Annotated in this window: 21 protein-coding genes; 7 read left to right on the forward strand and 14 right to left on the reverse strand. The window is 34.1% G+C overall.

What is annotated here, in order from left to right:
• Positions 1 to 296: 296 nt before the first annotated feature.
• Both BAZO_RS15970 and BAZO_RS15975 read right to left on the reverse strand, forming a co-directional pair.
• Positions 297 to 1,238, reverse strand: a complete 942-nt coding sequence (locus BAZO_RS15970; protein ID WP_003332705.1) for an anti sigma factor C-terminal domain-containing protein — start codon at positions 1,236 to 1,238, stop codon at positions 297 to 299.
• Complete coding sequence (locus tag BAZO_RS15975) at positions 1,231 to 1,737, reverse strand: RNA polymerase sigma factor (RefSeq protein ID WP_003332706.1); 507 nt, start codon at positions 1,735 to 1,737, stop codon at positions 1,231 to 1,233. Before BAZO_RS15975 ends, BAZO_RS15970 begins: the two co-directional genes overlap by 8 nt.
• A 151-nt stretch (positions 1,738 to 1,888) precedes the next feature.
• Here BAZO_RS15975 and BAZO_RS15980 point away from each other — a divergent pair, with 151 nt between their 5' ends.
• Both BAZO_RS15980 and BAZO_RS15985 read left to right on the forward strand, forming a co-directional pair.
• Positions 1,889 to 2,572 (forward strand): response regulator transcription factor, encoded by a 684-nt coding sequence (locus BAZO_RS15980; RefSeq protein ID WP_003332707.1) that lies wholly within the window; start codon positions 1,889 to 1,891, stop codon positions 2,570 to 2,572.
• Positions 2,569 to 4,272 carry a sensor histidine kinase gene (locus tag BAZO_RS15985; protein WP_003332708.1) on the forward strand — a complete coding sequence of 568 codons (1,704 nt, stop codon included), beginning with the start codon at positions 2,569 to 2,571 and terminating at the stop codon, positions 4,270 to 4,272. Before BAZO_RS15980 ends, BAZO_RS15985 begins: the two co-directional genes overlap by 4 nt.
• A gap of 181 nt (positions 4,273 to 4,453) precedes the next feature.
• Here the strand turns inward: BAZO_RS15985 and BAZO_RS15990 are convergent, their stop codons facing one another.
• Positions 4,454 to 4,966 (reverse strand): endolytic transglycosylase MltG, encoded by a 513-nt coding sequence (locus tag BAZO_RS15990; RefSeq protein ID WP_003332709.1) that lies wholly within the window; start codon positions 4,964 to 4,966, stop codon positions 4,454 to 4,456.
• A complete protein-coding gene (locus BAZO_RS15995; protein ID WP_003332710.1) occupies positions 4,959 to 5,147 on the reverse strand; it encodes a hypothetical protein in 189 nt (62 codons plus the stop codon). The genes BAZO_RS15990 and BAZO_RS15995 overlap by 8 nt, the downstream gene beginning before the upstream one ends.
• A 362-nt stretch (positions 5,148 to 5,509) precedes the next feature.
• Between BAZO_RS15995 and ant(9) the strand changes: the two genes are divergently transcribed.
• Together ant(9) and BAZO_RS16005 are read left to right on the forward strand one after the other, a co-directional pair.
• Positions 5,510 to 6,310, forward strand: a complete 801-nt coding sequence (gene ant(9) / locus BAZO_RS16000) for an aminoglycoside nucleotidyltransferase ANT(9) (RefSeq protein ID WP_081585739.1) — start codon at positions 5,510 to 5,512, stop codon at positions 6,308 to 6,310.
• A 111-nt stretch (positions 6,311 to 6,421) separates the two neighbouring features.
• A complete protein-coding gene (locus tag BAZO_RS16005; RefSeq protein WP_003332712.1) occupies positions 6,422 to 6,616 on the forward strand; it encodes a hypothetical protein in 195 nt (64 codons plus the stop codon).
• 136 nt (positions 6,617 to 6,752) lie between these two features.
• Here BAZO_RS16005 and BAZO_RS16010 read toward each other — a convergent pair whose 3' ends face one another.
• The 7 genes from BAZO_RS16010 to BAZO_RS16040 all read right to left on the reverse strand — a co-directional run bounded on the left by BAZO_RS16010 (position 6,753) and on the right by BAZO_RS16040 (position 11,495).
• Positions 6,753 to 7,148, reverse strand: a complete 396-nt coding sequence (locus BAZO_RS16010; RefSeq protein WP_003332713.1) for a DUF4181 domain-containing protein — start codon at positions 7,146 to 7,148, stop codon at positions 6,753 to 6,755.
• 208 nt (positions 7,149 to 7,356) lie between these two features.
• Positions 7,357 to 8,478 (reverse strand): DUF4179 domain-containing protein, encoded by a 1,122-nt coding sequence (locus BAZO_RS16015; RefSeq protein WP_039957648.1) that lies wholly within the window; start codon positions 8,476 to 8,478, stop codon positions 7,357 to 7,359.
• A 2-nt stretch (positions 8,479 to 8,480) separates the two neighbouring features.
• Positions 8,481 to 9,041, reverse strand: a complete 561-nt coding sequence (locus BAZO_RS16020) for an RNA polymerase sigma factor (RefSeq protein ID WP_003332716.1) — start codon at positions 9,039 to 9,041, stop codon at positions 8,481 to 8,483.
• A 456-nt stretch (positions 9,042 to 9,497) separates the two neighbouring features.
• On the reverse strand, positions 9,498 to 9,806 hold the full coding sequence (locus BAZO_RS16025) for a hypothetical protein (protein ID WP_003332717.1): 309 nt from the start codon (positions 9,804 to 9,806) through the stop codon (positions 9,498 to 9,500).
• A 25-nt stretch (positions 9,807 to 9,831) separates the two neighbouring features.
• A complete protein-coding gene (locus BAZO_RS16030) occupies positions 9,832 to 10,065 on the reverse strand; it encodes a hypothetical protein (protein ID WP_003332718.1) in 234 nt (77 codons plus the stop codon).
• Positions 10,066 to 10,092: 27 nt separating this feature from the next.
• A complete protein-coding gene (locus BAZO_RS16035; protein ID WP_003332719.1) occupies positions 10,093 to 10,671 on the reverse strand; it encodes an aspartate/glutamate racemase family protein in 579 nt (192 codons plus the stop codon).
• Positions 10,672 to 10,685: 14 nt separating this feature from the next.
• Positions 10,686 to 11,495, reverse strand: coding sequence for an AAA family ATPase (locus tag BAZO_RS16040; protein ID WP_003332720.1), 810 nt, complete (start codon positions 11,493 to 11,495; stop codon positions 10,686 to 10,688).
• A 241-nt stretch (positions 11,496 to 11,736) separates the two neighbouring features.
• Between BAZO_RS16040 and BAZO_RS16045 the strand changes: the two genes are divergently transcribed.
• From BAZO_RS16045 to BAZO_RS16060, 3 genes are all read left to right on the forward strand, one after another.
• Complete coding sequence (locus BAZO_RS16045) at positions 11,737 to 12,246, forward strand: RNA polymerase sigma factor (RefSeq protein WP_039957650.1); 510 nt, start codon at positions 11,737 to 11,739, stop codon at positions 12,244 to 12,246.
• A complete protein-coding gene (locus BAZO_RS16050) occupies positions 12,239 to 13,171 on the forward strand; it encodes a hypothetical protein (protein ID WP_003332722.1) in 933 nt (310 codons plus the stop codon). The genes BAZO_RS16045 and BAZO_RS16050 overlap by 8 nt, the downstream gene beginning before the upstream one ends.
• Positions 13,172 to 14,728: 1,557 nt before the next feature.
• Positions 14,729 to 15,187, forward strand: coding sequence for a hypothetical protein (locus tag BAZO_RS16060; RefSeq protein WP_003332725.1), 459 nt, complete (start codon positions 14,729 to 14,731; stop codon positions 15,185 to 15,187).
• A 70-nt stretch (positions 15,188 to 15,257) separates the two neighbouring features.
• Here BAZO_RS16060 and BAZO_RS16065 read toward each other — a convergent pair whose 3' ends face one another.
• The 3 genes from BAZO_RS16065 to BAZO_RS16075 all read right to left on the reverse strand — a co-directional run bounded on the left by BAZO_RS16065 (position 15,258) and on the right by BAZO_RS16075 (position 16,586).
• The gene (locus tag BAZO_RS16065) at positions 15,258 to 15,620 is read right to left on the reverse strand and encodes a hypothetical protein (protein WP_003332726.1); all 363 of its coding nucleotides are present in this window, start codon (positions 15,618 to 15,620) and stop codon (positions 15,258 to 15,260) included.
• A 29-nt stretch (positions 15,621 to 15,649) separates the two neighbouring features.
• A complete protein-coding gene (locus tag BAZO_RS16070; protein WP_003332727.1) occupies positions 15,650 to 15,868 on the reverse strand; it encodes a hypothetical protein in 219 nt (72 codons plus the stop codon).
• A 349-nt stretch (positions 15,869 to 16,217) separates the two neighbouring features.
• Entirely contained in the window at positions 16,218 to 16,586 is a 369-nt protein-coding gene (locus BAZO_RS16075; RefSeq protein WP_003332728.1) for a hypothetical protein, read from the reverse strand.
• Between the last annotated feature and the right edge of the window lie 219 nt (positions 16,587 to 16,805).

A 16,805-nucleotide genomic window follows, 5' to 3' on the forward strand; every position in this document is an offset into this window, starting at 1 on the left:
GCACGCTTGACATTTTGTTTAGTTTTCAAAGACCATTTCGTTCGTCGTATTTCAGCGACAAGATTTATCTTACCATCTTAATTCGCAGAAGTCAACATCTTTTTTAAAAATAATTTTTAATGCCTTACTATCTTTCAGCGTTTTTAACGCAGGAAATTTATCGTACCAAAAATAAGACAACTATGCAAGAGTCTTTTTTATAAAACTAAAAAGTAAAAGCAAATCTTTCCTTAGATTAAAAAAGATTAAAAAGCTTGGCAAGTCGCCAAGCCAAGCTTTTCTGTATTTAATTTGTATTAATAATTATCAATAACCCCTCCTAGTGAGGAAGCTTTGATAATAGGATCTTTCATGATTTCCACAATCTCATCCTTCGTCCCATATACGACTACCCCTAATATTTCTACATCGTCTATATTAATGTTTTTCATAGTGTTGTAGGCTTGCTTGTGTTCACTGGAGATACTTGTTTTCAGTAACTTTAGGAACTTATCATATTCGTGTGCCAGATCTGTCGCCCCCGTATAAGTGTCTCTTACAGAAAAACCTAAAGCTTCATTCTCCCTAATAAATGTTACAGACCAATCGTGTTCCTGCGCCTCTTGTTGAAGTGTGTCTAATTGACTATTGCTATAGGTATTTACCCAAAACCAAGTCATTTGAGGTAGCTGCATAATGGGCAGTTCACTTTGTTTGTAGGGCTTATCAAAAGAGAGAGCTACTTCATATATTTTTTCCCCTTCCATACTTTGAATCAGTTCTTCATCATTTTTATATTTTTTATAAGCAACACTAGGGTGAAAAAACATCATTTCTCTCCAGCCATTTTCTTTATAGGAGAATTGCCAATCCTCTCCTGTGACTCCGATACTACCACCTGAGCCTCTTGAAACCAAAATAGACGGAATAAGACCGTATTGATTTTGCTTTTGTTCGACGACAAGGGATTTAATTTTCATGTCTTTTGATATTTTATAATTACTCATACCTCCTAAAAACCCCCGTGAATCCACGGTTTCACTGATATAGCCATTCGGAGTGGTTAGTCGGACATAGGCATCCCATTGCTTAAACGCCTTTTGGCTAAAGTATACAGAAATAGCGAAATTGGCTATGTTTAAAACAACAAAAACGAGTAAAGAAACGAAAACAATCGTTATTATTGACTTTATTTTTCCTTTTTTTATCGCCCTTTTTATCTTCTTCTCATCAAAAATATCTTCTGTGTGTTCATTCATGAAGATACCTCCACTTCTTTTGAAATTCTTTTCTTGCCCGATATAAATAGGTCCTAACGGTTTCTTCCTTCATTCCTACTAATAATGAGATCTCTTTATAACTAAGTTCAAATTCATATTTTAATATGAGAAGCTGTTTATAGACTTCTTGAATACGTTCCAAAGTAATGGCGATTTCATGATTCATTTCGATATTTAATACACTGGTTTCAGGATCTTGATCATTCGCAAAATTATTCCAGAAGCGATGGTCATCAACCGAAATCACTTGTTCTTTTCCTTTTTTCTTTAACATTTTTCTAAATTCATTCATAGAAATGGTGAAAATATAGGAAAGGACTTTATCCGAAGGAACACCACTACTATAAGCGATATATTTCGCATAACTTTCTTGAACAATATCTTCTGCGTCTTCATGGCTACATCCGTTCTTTTTTAAATAAAAATAAATCATTCTTGCTTGTTTTTTGTATAATTCCAACAAAAGCCGCGAATTCATAGCTCCCCCTTTCTAATGCCCTTCATTAATAAAGAGTCTTCTCCCTTAAAAAAGTGTACAACAAAATGGGACACAGGGCCGGGAACTGTGTCCCACAATTGGATACAAAAAAGATAGATTTGTGTGCTAACCTGTACTTGGGGGTGAAAGGATGGTTTTTAAGCTTCTTTTAGTTGAAGATGATGCTGAGATTAGAGAAATCATTTTGGATTATTTTATAGAGAAAAGTAATGGGACTTTGGCTATCAATTTTGCCGAGACAGGGGATGAAGGTCAACAAAAATGCATGGACAACGAATATGACTTGGTACTTCTAGATGTCATGCTGCCCGAGGTTGACGGATTTACAATTTGTAGAGAGCTAAGAAAAACGAGCGATGTCCCTATTATATTTATTACCGCAAGAGACACTGAGGGTGATCGATTACACGGGTATCAGCTTGGATGTGATGACTATGTATCTAAACCTTTTTCGCTGGCAGAGCTTTTTGCAAAAGTAAAAGCTTTATTAAAGCGTTCAAAAGGTATGGTGAGAAATGAAGCAATGACGGCTGGCACTATAAAATTAGACCCTTATCGCTGTACAGTATTTGTAAAAGATAAGGAAGTCATACTGGCACCGATAGAATTTGCTGTTTTAAGAATACTCATGGAAAACTGCGGTAAAGTGGTGACACGGGACAGCCTACTATTGAGGGTTTGGGGATATGACTTTGATGGTAATGACAGAGTGGTTGATAATCATGTTAAAAAACTGCGCAAATCCTTAGGCAACGCCTCTACCCAAATAAAAACTGTGTTTAAAAAAGGCTACAAACTGGAGGTGGAAGAATGAAAAAGACCAAAACAAAGCGCGTGCTCTATTTGCGTATCTTTAGTTCATTATTGGCTACCTATCTAGTATTAATGATAGGATTCAGTGTATTTCTTATATCTCAGCAAAAGAAAGTTGAAGAAATGAAACTAAAAGCATACGCATTACAAATAAATAATAATGTTGAAAATACCCTAAAAGATTATATGGACAATAATAATCAGATTACGGACATTTCCAAAGTAAAAAGGGAATTTGCAGGTAACTTGCCTTTGTACACCCTTGAAGGGACTGAAATGGCCGTATTCACAGGAGATTACCAACTGCTATTTAATACGAATGACTACTGGAGAATCAGCTATACAGAACACAAAGTTGGTAACAAATATTATACAGGATATGGACTTTTAAATCCTAAAGATTGGTTTAGCGATAAAGAAATAAAAGAACTCGAAGGTTATTTATTTGCTGCTCCAAAGGTCGAAAAGGTAGGCGATTTATCCGGATATTCAGTCGATATACAAGGTTTTTGGGTCGATAATGAAATGATTATTCCAGATAAAATAACGGTTAATGCATTGTATGCTCAGACTTTAGATGAAAAAGGAACTGTAATTTCAAGTAGCGGCAAACATACTAATGATATTATCTACCTATCCAATTACAAAAATACGGGAGATTTACCGCACTTTGAAAACGGTACCGTTCTTCCAGATAATAATAATGGCAACGCCAATCATGAAAAACAAAATGAACTACGTCAAATAGTGATGGATCCTTCGAACTTAAAAGAAGCTTTGCAGCAGTCAATGGGAGCAGAGATTTTATCACAAAGAATGAATCTATTAAACTATCGTTATTACTGGCCACAGCCTTATCAGTCAACGATTTATGCGAAGGCTAATCAAGGTTCATATAGTCATTTCTGGATGGTGGTTGGTCGTGACGTTAATCTGTGGGAACAGTGTTTACCGACATTAGCCTTTGTCTGGATTTCCTGCTTACTAACATTTATTATCGCAGCCCTCCTACTTTCGAGACAAACTTATAATACTTATAAGAAACGGGAAGAACTTGAAAGGCAACGTAAAGAGGTAACGAACGCTCTAGCCCATGACTTAAAAACTCCGTTGAGTATTATTTCCGGGTATGCCCAAAACCTACATGAAAATATTCATACAGAAAAAAGGGAGCATTACGTTACCCATATCCAGTCAAATATAGACCGCATGGACAAGATTATTAGGCAGATGCTAGGGTTATCAAGATTAGAATCGGATTCTCTTGAAGTGAAATTTGATAAAGTGTCGCTCAAAGAGATGTGCAATGAGGTTATTCTTCGTTACAAACCGGTTTGTGATAAAAAATCGATAACAACTTGTCTGGAGGGAGATGCGGTTGTAATGGCTGATCGCTCTTTAATTGGAAGAGTGATAGATAACTTTTTCATCAATGCTATTGATCATATGCCTGAAGGTGGCAAAATTTGTATTGGGATCTCTGACAATACACTTGAAGTGTATAATAGTGGCAGCCACATACCTGAGGAGAAAATTAAAGAAATATGGCTTCCTTTCAAAAAAGGTGACATTTCACGTAGTAATACAAAAGGGACAGGTCTAGGATTAGCCATTTCACGTTCAATTCTAGAGTTACATAAATTCCCTTATGGTGCTAAAAATAGTGAAGATGGTGTAATATTCTGGTTCAAATTCAAGTGAGGTAATGGTCCCTACTTTAAGCAACCATATTCCGTAATGGGGTGCAATTCTGTAGCAGGAATTGTGCTCTTTCTTTAATATCAAAGTGCCATGCACTTGTCGCTCTTATATAGTAATAAATGCTACAGTTCTTTTGAAGAAGCGACTGTTCTTGTTGAACAATCGCTGGTAGATCAAATTATTATGCAACTCGATTTCTCGTTATAACGCTTATTATCTCATCATTGCTCATGGATGGGTTTAATTTATATTCGCCAATTTGTATATATTTAGCACCATTCTTTGATTCGAGCGTTTTAATGAACTCTCCTTGGTTTTTAATAAGGCCATTTTTCTTCAATTGAAAGGCTACATCACTACTTACCATACCTTCAGTAATAGTAAATAGTTTATCTTCGGGCTTACTTTCTTTTTTTTCTTGATTATCCTTAGAAACTTGTTTCTCCAACTCTTTGCCATTGTCCGTTACCATTCGAGTAGGTTCATGCTCAGACCCATCGTTTTCCTCTAATGTGCTATGATCACTTTGTTCCATTTTTACTAGTTCTTCTTTAGAAATGACGACTAAATTATTATCTTCTAGGTATGAAGTCACAGTTTCTTGGTCAAGGACAAAAATTGGCTTAAAAACTATTAAAATAACGGCTGTAAAAAAGAAACCGATTGCTAGTCCACGTGCAGTATGTTTATCCACGGATATTACTTCCTTTCTCCAAGGCCTTGATTTTATCTTTTAATTCTATAATTTCGCGCATAAGGTTAATATTCACATTAGAAACCTGTTTCGTAATCTCAGATTGATAGTCTTTTGCAAAAAAAGAATAAATAAACAAACTAACACTTGCCAGTAATAATAGTGTAATCAAAAGCGTCATATGGGGTCCCCCCCTCCTTTATTTTTCATACAGTATATTATAGTATCATATATTCATTAAAACTTCGCTATCATACGACATTTTTTGCATCGTATATTTTATCATACCATCTTTTCAATATTTTTTTATCAATCTTTTGACCCGAATTATAAAAATGCTCATGTAGTTTTGGAATAAAGTTTGATCATTTATAATAAAGATTGATCATTTGAAATAAAGAATGATCATTTATATTAAAGTTTGGTAAATTGTTCTGTAAAAAATATTTTTTTGTTCAGAATAGGCCATTTAATGGAATACCAATGAAACCAATATAAACGTACATTATGCGAACATAATCAGAGGAGAGGAGTTTGTAGATGATGAGAGATTTGAGTAACGAAAAAATACCAAAGCAAGCGATGCAAGCATTAAAAATCGTGGAGGAGTTGCTTGGAAGTTCGATAGTCGGGGTATATCTATTTGGTTCTGCAGTAAATGGTGGCTTACGCATTAACAGTGATGTAGATGTCTTAGTGGTCGTGAATCATAGTTTACCTGAAGTAACTCGAAAAAAACTAACAGACAGACTAATGCTTATATCTGGAAAGATAGGAAATACAGATTTTGTGAGACCACTTGAAGTCACGGTTATAAACCATAACGATGTTGTACCTTGGCTATATCCACCAAGAAATGAATTTACCTATGGTGAGTGGCTCAGGAGTGAGTTTGAGAAAGGACAAATCCAGGAACCAACCTATGACCCTGATTTGGCTATTGTTTTAGCACAAGCGAGAAAGAATAGCATTTCTCTATTTGGTCCTGATGCTTCATATATATTGGACCCCGTTCCGATGACAGATATTCGAAGAGCGATTAAGGACTCTTTGCCAGGGCTGATTGAGGGTATCAAAGGTGATGAGCGTAATGTAATTTTAACCCTGGCTCGAATGTGGCAGACAGTGTCTATCGGTGAAATTTCTCCAAAAGATGTGGCTGCAAAATGGGCATTACCTCGGTTGCCCAAAGAATATTCGACTTTACTCGACTTAGCTAGAAAAGCCTATCGAGGAGAGCATTTTGATAAGTGGGAAGGACTGGATTCCGAGTTGACAGCACTCGTTAATCATATGAAAAACTCTATAGAATCTTGTCTTAGCCAGACCCAGGAAAAGCAATAACAATACAATGGAAATTTTGTACACATTTTCTAAAACTATATATTATTAATGAGATATTGTAGAATCCTCAAACGGAAATATAGGGAAAGTTGTTTTAATGAACGCTCAATTATGGGACACAATCAAAAAGAATATAAAGTAACTGGATTTTCATACTCCTTCCATCCAGCACTTCTTCAAATTATAGAAGAGACAATTAATGAATTCTTAAATTCTGAAGAAATTCAAAGTAAGATTGGTGAAGATCCATATGAAATTATCATTAGAGGAAAAGACAAAAAAAGTAATAAATTAGGATGCTTATAACTTTGCGAAAGGCTTTAAACAAGCCGATACTTCCTTAGGAGGGAAAATCGGCTTTTTTCATGTCGAAATTTGCTTAGCGTATGTTTTCCGGTTTGTTGGTGGGCCCCCTAGAATAAACAACAAAAATTTTATTCAATTACTTACTAAATAAGTCCAATTGAATGATTACGATGAGGGCAATGAGCCATAGAAGCATTTCAGCTATAGTAAGTATAGATTGTTTGGGCTTATCGGAATATCTCCATTCAAAATAGGCTTGCACAACATAATCGATTACGGCAAAGATGATTACGGAAGTTAGAAAAAAAGTTATAGAGTAATTTTCGAAATATAGGAAGTAAAGAAGAATGATGAAAATAATCGTTGAAGCCGTTCGTACTGCTTTATCCACTTTTCGATGCCGCTCATTAATATGATTATACGAAAAAAATTTCTTATTATCCTTCTCAATATGGAGTACTTTTCTCAGAAATAACTTTGCTCCCTTGATAGAAACAAGTACAATAAAAGCTACAATTACAAAACTTATCAAAGCTATTGAGCCCCCCCTAAAGCCTATAAAAGCTTTTGAATTGATTTTTTATACCCACTCATTTGTCCTTCCCCGAAATAAACCATATACGCCCTCCATTTTTCACATCGATAATTTTCGCCTTCTTTTCCAGTGTCTTTTATTTAACTTTGACGACTTCTATATTATCATCTGTAATTACACTAGTAAGCACACCTTTCGCTTTTTTTCATTTGCTTTTAATTAATTCAATCTTTTTATTTACCTCATAAGTTTCTTCTGTTCTTTCTAGTGATCCATTGAGTAGTACTACCTTATCGATTACTAAAAACAGTTTTTGGGGCTGTTCAAAATAGCTGGACTCAAATTGAGGAAGAACGTCCCCTGAGTCTGTTAAGGTTCCATCCCCGATTTGCTTATAAACCTTTCCGTTTTCATTTTCTAAATGATATGCATAATGAATACCTTCATTTATCTTTGTTTCAAGGTTTATACTCATTTCGGTCATCATCGGATACACTTTTGTATAATCTATCTTTAAATCCAAGCTTTGGGAACCAGCTTTTACTGAAAATTTGTCCCCTTTATACTCAATTGGTTTTGAATTTATATTGTTAGCATCCCTTTGAAAACTAACATCCCATTCGCCTAAAATGGTTTCAATTTTATCAGGTTTAGTTACGACTAGACTGTGGATGGAAAGATTAATTTTACTTGGAATGGATGTTGCTGGGTCTGAACCAACTATTTCAAGCCATCCAGTTAATTTATTATCATCAACACTACTTAAAGAGATTTGACGTTGTCGCAATTTCACATCCTTCCTATCATTCATTCCAAAGAAAGTCTGGCTCCCGCCATCAGTGATCTTAAAATTAATTAGATTCACTTCATCAATAGTTGCTTTGCTTTGATCAAATTTTATATGGAAGAACACATAGGCTCTTTTTGAATCTGCAATTACATGATCAATTGTAAAAGTAATTCCTTGGTCCTCAGCAGATTTTGATACATCTTGAAGAAAACCATTATCAATAGCTTTTTCAACCCCATTGTCCATATCGACTTTCAAGAATTCCGATAATTGTGAGAGAACAGGAATTTTACCTACATAATTGGCAAATGAAGTAGATTGATTAACGCCGAACATAAATAAAGCACTGCAAGCTAATGCTGTTAATGTTGTAAAAATAGTTTTTTTAACCCAGCTATAAGAATGAACATTTGAAGGAGACTCTAAATTCATTGATTCAACAAGATCTGGCACCTGATTTGCAAAGTCGTATAACGATTCAGGTGCTTTAATTTCTTTAAATCCCTCTTTAATATTTTCGCTTAACTTAGATTCCATCATCATTCACCAGCCTTCGGGATATTATCTCGTCTTGTTAGCGTATGGTTGAGACATTCTCTAGCTTTATATAATCTCGATTTGATTGTACCCTCTTTTGTTTCTAACAATTTAGCTATCTCTTTGATTGTTAATTCTTGAAAGTAAAAAAGGGAAATGACCGTTCTATATTTCAAAGGAAGAGCCAAAACTGCCTCTGTTACGAAGGCGTTCCTCTCTTTATCTAGCAAATTGGTTAGCGGGGTTTCGTTGCTGCCGATTTGGATAACACTAGCCTCTATCGTTCGGTTCCATTCTTTTATGTTCTTTCTAGCTAAATCAATAGATCGTGAAGCGACGATAGTTAAGAACCAACTTCTAAATTTACGAATTTCTTTATTTGCCATAATGTTTTTATAAACCTCAATTAATGCATTTTGCACAGCATCTTCTGCATATTCTTTTGATTTTAATATAGTAAAAGAAATGGAGTATGCATCTTGTATGTATGGAGATACTAATTTACCAAAACTACTCTTTTGCCCCTTTTGGCATTGAATGATCAGTTCACGCTCAAGTTCCATAGAAACCACCTTTGATTATGAGGGTTATTACATATATTAGTCGAACTATTATCCAAAAAGGTTCGCTTTATTAACAAATAATGGATACTGGTTTTCGAAGCTGATTTGTTCCGAAAAAAGAAGGCTGGTATTCAGCAATTGTACGGAATTGTTGCGTGGGAAGAAAAATCATACTATAGCCTTGGTTTTTGCTATATGTTATTAAAAGTAACAGTATACACTTGGTCTTTGACGTAATTTTCCCCTTTCTTGGTTAAAGAAAAGCATCCCTTAATTAAGGAATGCACCGCGTAGTTTAAAGTGTAACACTGCACACACCGTATCACTTTCGTTATCCTTGTTATAACGATAATAACAAGGATACGATCTTTTGGAATAACTCTTCCGATTGAATTACTCAAGCAAGTTGTCCTAGCACAAGGGATGATGTCATTAATGAACATAACAAAATTATAATTATGGATTATACTTTTGTGGATTGCTGAAGAAATCCGCGTAATTATATCTTCCGATTAGGTCAAAGGATTTCTTAGCTTCATTAAATTCAAGCACAAATATTTCTCCATGCATACCAGAGTTTATATCCGACTTAACTATGGCGATCCTATTTTCACTAAGCTGCACAACTGCTTCCCCATTATTAACATCTAACGATGATGGAAAGTCAGGATAGTTAGATTGAAATGATGGAACCGGTTTTAACGCTATAATAATCAAGCAAATCAAAATACCAACCATTATTCTTTTAGTAGCTTGATCTGACATCAAAATCCCCCTTCAAATTCATATTTTATTTTTCTACATAATTTTTCCCTTTGCCCAATCTCCAACCTACAAATATTCCTACGAAAGCACCCATCACACTGTACCGAATGATAGAAATAATGTAATCATAAACGGGCACATACTCTGTTGTATAACCACCGTCAAAATGAATAACTACTTTGTAATCAACGAATAAGACTGATAAAGCAAAGGATATTAAAAATCCATAAACAGACCATTTTTGAATACTTTTTTCCATATTCTCGCCTCTTTTAAAAACCTCAAATTAATGTTCTAATGCTGCATTAACCGCTTCAACCGCATGTATCACTGTTGTATCGAATAGAGGAACTTCTGAATCCTCTTGTTTGACTAACAATCCAATTTCCGTACATCCTAATATTATTCCTTCAGCACCATTTGGTACTAAAACCTTTATGCCCTTTGACTCTATTCGCGATTTGTAAAAGTCTTGCTCCATTGTGTATTTAGTGCCTAAAAGTCCTACTATATTAAGATTTGATTTTTTTATTTGCTTTGCGGTCGTATCAGCAATATGTAAAATTGGAATTCTTATTTTTTCTTCAACAAAATCTATTACTCTATGCATTGTATTTGTACAAATAATAATAAAATCCGCCCCACCTTTTTCTAAAGAGTGAGCAACATCACCTAATAGTTTTCCTGCCTTTTCCCACTCACCACCTGCCTGAAACCGCTCAATCTCTTCAAAATCAACGCTATATAAAAGGCATTTTGCAGAATGTAAACCACCTAATCTGTTTTTTATCTCTTCATTAATAATTCGATAATATTCAACCGACGATTCCCAACTCATTCCACCAATTAGCCCTATAGTTTTCATAAAAATTCCTCCGATTATTCAAATTCATTCCTACGCTCTTTGAAAAAGTTGTAGAAGAATCTTACATTTTCAAGTTCTGTCCATCTATAGGTTCTTAGAAGGGGCGCGTCAAGATTATAAATCTTTGCATCTAGTGTTCCTAACATAAATGGCGAATGAGTCGCTATAATAAACTGACAGTTAAAAAACCTTGCCAGTTTGTTGATTTCTTCCGCCAACTGAACTTGGTTTGTAGGTGAAAGGGATGTTTCCGGTTCATCAAGCAGGTATAATCCATTTGGGACGAGATATTCATCAAATATCTGGATGGATGTCTCTCCGTTTGAATACTTCTCATTAGCAAACTTCATAGCTTCGATTTGTTTGTACATCTGTGAAGAGTGTTTCAACTTTTCTATCTGCTCCTTGGTATACCCCAATTTAGATTGTTGGTACAGATACCCTTCCTTTAAAACTTCCTCTTGCTGAATCTTCTTGATCTCATATAAGATATCTTCGCTTTTGATGTATAAACTATGATCTGGTATTTGGTCTGACTCGCCATCACTCTCATCTTCCTCTAAACTAAAGGAACAAGCTAATATGTAATCTAGCGGGTAGTTGTTTTCTCGAATATTTGTAAATTCCTCAGCCCCCGTAATATTCAACTTCTTTGCAATTAAGTTAAGCAGCGTTGACTTCCCAGAACCGTTGTTACCATACAAAACCGTGATGTTAGTAAAAACAAATACTTCTCCAGCTATACTTTTGAATACATTGTATGGATATGCATTTGGATTTTTGACTGTATGTGGGGAAAGCTTGAAGCTTTTTAAATATATCATTTGGTACAACCTTCCTTTGGTAAAAATGAGTGGTTATGATCAATACTACCATTATTTTACCATATTTAAAGAATTAAAAAGTGAGGGTTCATTTTATATTGTTCAGCATAGTGTAAACACGGGGTTTCCAGTTTGCGTTTTCCTTGGAAAATTTTATTCACAACATTGTTTATCTAAAACTGAAATTTTAGCGAAAAACTTTCGTCTTATTAACAGATATATAAATCAGGAGGAAAGGACTTTGGCAGATAACAAAATAATAGCCGAATGGTTCCGTCAGTACAGCAACGATATACTAAATTTTCTTATATATTATACAGGAAGAATTGACGTGGAAGACATGGTTCAAGAGGTATTTATTAGGGCTTTAAGGCGAATTAACACGTTTCATGAATTATCGAATCCGAAGACTTGGCTCTTTAGTATCGCAAGAAATATCGCGATTGATGAAATGAGAAAACAAAAAAAGGAAAAAGATAAGCAACAACAGCTCTTACATTTTCAAGGTCAATCCTATAGCAATTCACCAGAAGACATCTATCGATTAAATGAAACCAATAAGGAAATCTATCAAACAATCCAAACGTTAAAGCAAAATTATCGTGACGTTCTAATTTTAAAGGGAATAAAAGAACTTAGTGTTAAGGAAACGGCGGAAATACTAGATTGGAGCGAAAATAAAGTTAAGGTCACATACAACCGTGCTTTAAAAGCTCTTGCGAAAAAGATTGGGGGATTAGTCGATGAATAATAAACTATCGGAAAGATTAAATTCCTTTCCCAAAGATTATCAGCTAAGTCAAGAAACACAATTAAAAATTGAATCCGTTTTACAAGAAGAAATAGAGAAAATGGAGAAACAAGCTAAATGGAAAGGTTTTAAAGGCTTTATAAAAAAACTAACAATTCCTGTTTCTGGAATAGCGGTTATTGCAATCATTTCTCTATTATTATTAACTTCAGAAAATTTTCAGTTATTCCAAACCGGAGTGAATGAGATTACAGGTAATTCTGGGACAGTAATAAATTCGGATAAGGATTATAAAAAAATGACTGAACTTACTACAATTTGGGCGTATGCACTTAAAACAAGAGATGGAAAACCACGCTATGCAATGATGTCTGAAAAAGCGAAAGAAAAGTTCAAACACGAACAAATTATTAGGGGTGGGGAAGACTGGAATTATAATATTGGTTATTCCAGTCCATGGGTTGTCGACTTTGAGATTGAAATTGACGGTATGACCGCAACGATAACTTACTTTACACAAACAAGCGAACCCGCCTATTACAGTACGGAGGAACAACTTACATTTGTTAAGGAAGATGGGAAGTTGTTAGTGGATAATTATCAATATATTTTTGAGGATAAATTGATTGAAAGCAATGGAATTAACAATAAGGATCAAAACAATGAAAAAGAGTACACGGAATTTCGGCAAGTGGCTTGGGAAAGTTTATCTAAAAATGAAAAGGACACTGTGATTGGTGATTGGCAAAAAGCACATGTCATTGAGGTAACTCCCGCTGATGTACCGCAACATATTAAACTAGAAAAAAATCAAAAGGTTGTAAAAGTTGTATTCACTACAGAACAAGATAGCCTATTGGGGCCAATTGGATTATATATTGATCGTTCAAGCAAAGAAATGATTGGTCCAGATATAAGGAAATAAGTATTAAGTTAACTGATACGTTTCTACCTCAGTAAATCAAGAGGACTTAGAGGTTGTACTTGGGATAGTTCTGAAAAAATATTATGGTGTAGAATGACCATAAATGGATACAAAATACAGCAAAATCTAATTAAACAAACAGGGCATTAGGGCAGGAATTAAAATTAAGGAAGTTATTCTAATTATTAGTACAGTCCTCTTATTGGTTTACAGCGTATTTATTGCGTAAAGCATATCCAACGAAAAGTGCTCTATCGTAACAGGGGAGATACTCTTTTTTATTAACCGCGCCGCAGTTTAGTTTAATAAATATTGATACTTATGGTAAAATTTTAATTGATAGAAAAACTAAAGGAGGTGAAGATGAAGAAAATTACACCATTTTTTATTCTCCTATTATTATATTTAGTGATTATAACTGGATGTAAATCTAATAACAATTCTCGCCGAAGTCAAAGTGAATTTGAGTGGAATTCGATAAAATAGTCGGGGTATTCCTGAACGATTAGATCTTAGGGATTTAGCTCGAAAAAAAGAAAAAGATTTTTTAAGATATTTGAATGTTGGGAATAATAGAGTAAAGACGAAATATAGATCAAATGCATTCTTTAACCGGCGGAGGATGTTATGATTTTGAATATAAAAAAGGTGCTTAAATGGCGTAAAAAAGCGAAATCTTTAAGATTTCGCTTTTTCTATCATAGAGGTAATAAAACGAATTACCCACGATAGAAGTTGAGTTCCTATAATAGTTGTCATAATTCTTCTATGTTCGGATGAGTTTTTCCTAACAAAGTATAAAACGAAGGAAGCTGCAAAAGTACCTGAAATTAAATGCATTAGTACAATAAATTTCTTCATGAAATCACCGCCTTTTTTTGCAAGACTGCGAAGTCTTAATATTAGTATTAGTATTTGCCTATTCAGTTATGATATCCATAGAAAAAGCAAACATATTTCAATATTTGAGCAGAAGAAACAAGTAGTGAGTTAGCTATGAATGACGATGAAAGTTTGGATTTAAAATATTCTCCATCAATGAATTACTTTCCAAACTTGATGAAAGTGCAAAGATAATTATTGAAAAACATTTTATTTAGGATTTGATTTTCGGTTGCGATTCTTTGAACGAGGAATCGCCATTTTAGTTCCAATGTATGAAGCAGAATGTGAAAGAATGTACCAAACTAACGGGTACGAATAGTTGGGGTAATTTTCTTTGAAGAAAAATATAGATAGAATAAATACCTTTTTGGGAGGGGAATACAAAAGTGTTAAAAATTGCTTCGGATATAGATGTATTTGTATTTTCTCTCTTGTTTCTTTCCGTATTCTTATATTGGGTTAAAAGATTAGGAGGGATTTTTATTTAAACGATAATAAATAAAATAGCACTTGCGGTGTTTGTACTAGTTGTAGCTTTATTTGTGATGGATAATCCCCTTTTAGGAATTATCCCTATGACTAGTTTAGTGTTAGTAAGTAAGTACATTAGTAAATTAGAGAAAAAAGCTGCTGAAATTGATAAAAATGTAAAAATAATTGGGGGGAGTAGATTTGAAGGGTAACTTTTTAATAATGAGTTTATTGATGGTAAGCATTTTTCTTTTAAGTGCATGTAGTAATGTGAAAAAAGTTCAACATATTGAAGTATTTGTTACAGAAACATCAGAACAAAACGATGAAGGTTTTTTTGAAACAACGGGTTACAAAAAGGTAAATTCAATAACGAGTATTGAAGAAGGTAAAAATCATATAAAAACTGATATTAAAGCCATTGAGGACTTTTATGATACAGAAGGAAATTATCTAAGAACAGAAATAATACATTCAAGCTTTAATAAATCCAATGTTACTCAAGCAGAAGATGGTGAAAATCGTAAGGTGGAACTTCAGGAACCATCAACGGTCCTAATTCCCGATGAAAATATTGAACAGTTTAAATTAGATAATATTTCAGAGGAAGATAAAGAAAAAGTGAAAGAACATGTACTATCATTTATGGGTATGCTATAAACAGGATTTTCACTAAACGGAGGCAGGAATATCGAAGCGCTAGGCCAGGTACTCGTCGCTTATCTCCATTTCAATTGGCAACCCCTTTCCCAAGAACTGTTTGTCTATCCAAATCAATAAAAACTACAAGGTTTCCAGATGAATCCGTCTCAGTGTTATTAAATGTAACAGAATAAACTTCGTCCCTGCCAAAACCTTTATCGATCGATTTTTTTATATCATCATTAACATGTACTTTTTTTACAATTGAATCCTTAGGGCTTACTGGAATTAAAGTCCTTTCTTCATCTGTTAAACTATTGTAGGCAACCATCTCAATTGGCAATTGGCGATGGTTCAATGATGCAGAATAAAATGATACTATTCCTATAATCATCAAGATTAAAAGTATCCCCAAAGTACCCAAAATGAGCCATTTTATTGATTTTTTCACTAATGCCTCTCCTTTTTTAGTTTGCTCTGTTAATTTTTTTTACCCAATCTCCAACCCACAAATAACCCTATAAAAGCGCCGATTACGCTGTAACGAATTATAGAAACGAAGTAATCATAAACGGGTACATACTCCGTTGTATATCCACTGTCAAAATGAGTTATTACTTTGTTATCTACAAATAAGACTGATAATGCCAAGGATATTAAAAATCCATAGATAGACCATTTTTGAATACTTTTTTCCACATTCTCACCTCTTAAAATCTTTATTTTTGAGCCTAGACCGATCAAAAAAACTAATAGATTTCTTCATAACCAATTTTAAAAAAGAGCATTACCATTTTTGTAATGGTCCCGTTGTTTTAAGCAATCGTTCTTTAGCTGTATTCATGTTGAAATTCACCTCTTCCATGAATAATTTATTTTATCATACCATCTAAAATTTTATGAAACTATATAAACAGATTTATAATTACAATCACTAGAACGCACCCTTTTAGAACATTTCTTCACGAATCGACATCCTGTTGTACCGCATCGTTTCTATTACAAATCATAATGTCGAAGCGCCAGGCACTTGTCACTTATCAAAAATTTACCTGATCTTTAAAATTTTTATAGCCCTTTTAAAAATTAAAAATAGATAAATTACTAATGCATATATTGTTGTACCTACCATGTAAGAAGTTGCTTGTACAGTTGGATCAATTAGCGGCCTTACTCCATGCGCGACATTATATAATTCAATTTGTAAATGGGACCACCAGATTACTATCAAAGATACCGTAAACAGTAACAAAGCAAAGATCGCCTTTCTATGTACCGTGGTGCTGATAAAACTAGCCTTTATGGCAACAGATAAGCCCATATTTGAATTTTGCTGAAAGTCTTTTTCCGCTTCCTTTGGTGAAGGGGTTAAAAAGAAAATCATTAATCCACCTAAAATTATGGCCATAACCCACATTTCTGAAAGCTCCTCCTTTCAATTATGCGAAATTCGCTCCAAACCCCAATGACGATAAGAGAATACTAAATTCCTGAAATTCATCACATAAAAATTGGGAAGGTTCCTTTTAAGATTATAGAACAATATTGGGCTAATGCGTATTTGATTTCCATTAAAATTTCTGGGATTAGAAAAATGTGAAACCATAGAGGGGGGTAATTCCCGGAGTCTAAGGAA

The sequence above is a fragment of the Schinkia azotoformans LMG 9581 genome, assembly GCF_000307855.1.
Lineage (GTDB): Bacteria > Bacillota > Bacilli > Bacillales > Bacillaceae_J > Schinkia > Schinkia azotoformans.

Coding starts and splice junctions, on each gene's coding strand:
- BAZO_RS15970 (WP_003332705.1), bottom strand. CDS start 1,238: ATGAATGAACACACAGAAGATATTTTTGATGAGAAGAAGATAAAAAGG.
- BAZO_RS15975 (WP_003332706.1), bottom strand. CDS start 1,737: ATGAATTCGCGGCTTTTGTTGGAATTATACAAAAAACAAGCAAGAATG.
- BAZO_RS15980 (WP_003332707.1), top strand. CDS start 1,889: ATGGTTTTTAAGCTTCTTTTAGTTGAAGATGATGCTGAGATTAGAGAA.
- BAZO_RS15985 (WP_003332708.1), top strand. CDS start 2,569: ATGAAAAAGACCAAAACAAAGCGCGTGCTCTATTTGCGTATCTTTAGT.
- BAZO_RS15995 (WP_003332710.1), bottom strand. CDS start 5,147: ATGACGCTTTTGATTACACTATTATTACTGGCAAGTGTTAGTTTGTTT.
- BAZO_RS16005 (WP_003332712.1), top strand. CDS start 6,422: ATGGGACACAATCAAAAAGAATATAAAGTAACTGGATTTTCATACTCC.
- BAZO_RS16015 (WP_039957648.1), bottom strand. CDS start 8,478: ATGGAATCTAAGTTAAGCGAAAATATTAAAGAGGGATTTAAAGAAATT.
- BAZO_RS16020 (WP_003332716.1), bottom strand. CDS start 9,041: ATGGAACTTGAGCGTGAACTGATCATTCAATGCCAAAAGGGGCAAAAG.
- BAZO_RS16025 (WP_003332717.1), bottom strand. CDS start 9,806: ATGTCAGATCAAGCTACTAAAAGAATAATGGTTGGTATTTTGATTTGC.
- BAZO_RS16030 (WP_003332718.1), bottom strand. CDS start 10,065: ATGGAAAAAAGTATTCAAAAATGGTCTGTTTATGGATTTTTAATATCC.
- BAZO_RS16035 (WP_003332719.1), bottom strand. CDS start 10,671: ATGAAAACTATAGGGCTAATTGGTGGAATGAGTTGGGAATCGTCGGTT.
- BAZO_RS16040 (WP_003332720.1), bottom strand. CDS start 11,495: ATGATATATTTAAAAAGCTTCAAGCTTTCCCCACATACAGTCAAAAAT.
- BAZO_RS16050 (WP_003332722.1), top strand. CDS start 12,239: ATGAATAATAAACTATCGGAAAGATTAAATTCCTTTCCCAAAGATTAT.
- BAZO_RS16075 (WP_003332728.1), bottom strand. CDS start 16,586: ATGTGGGTTATGGCCATAATTTTAGGTGGATTAATGATTTTCTTTTTA.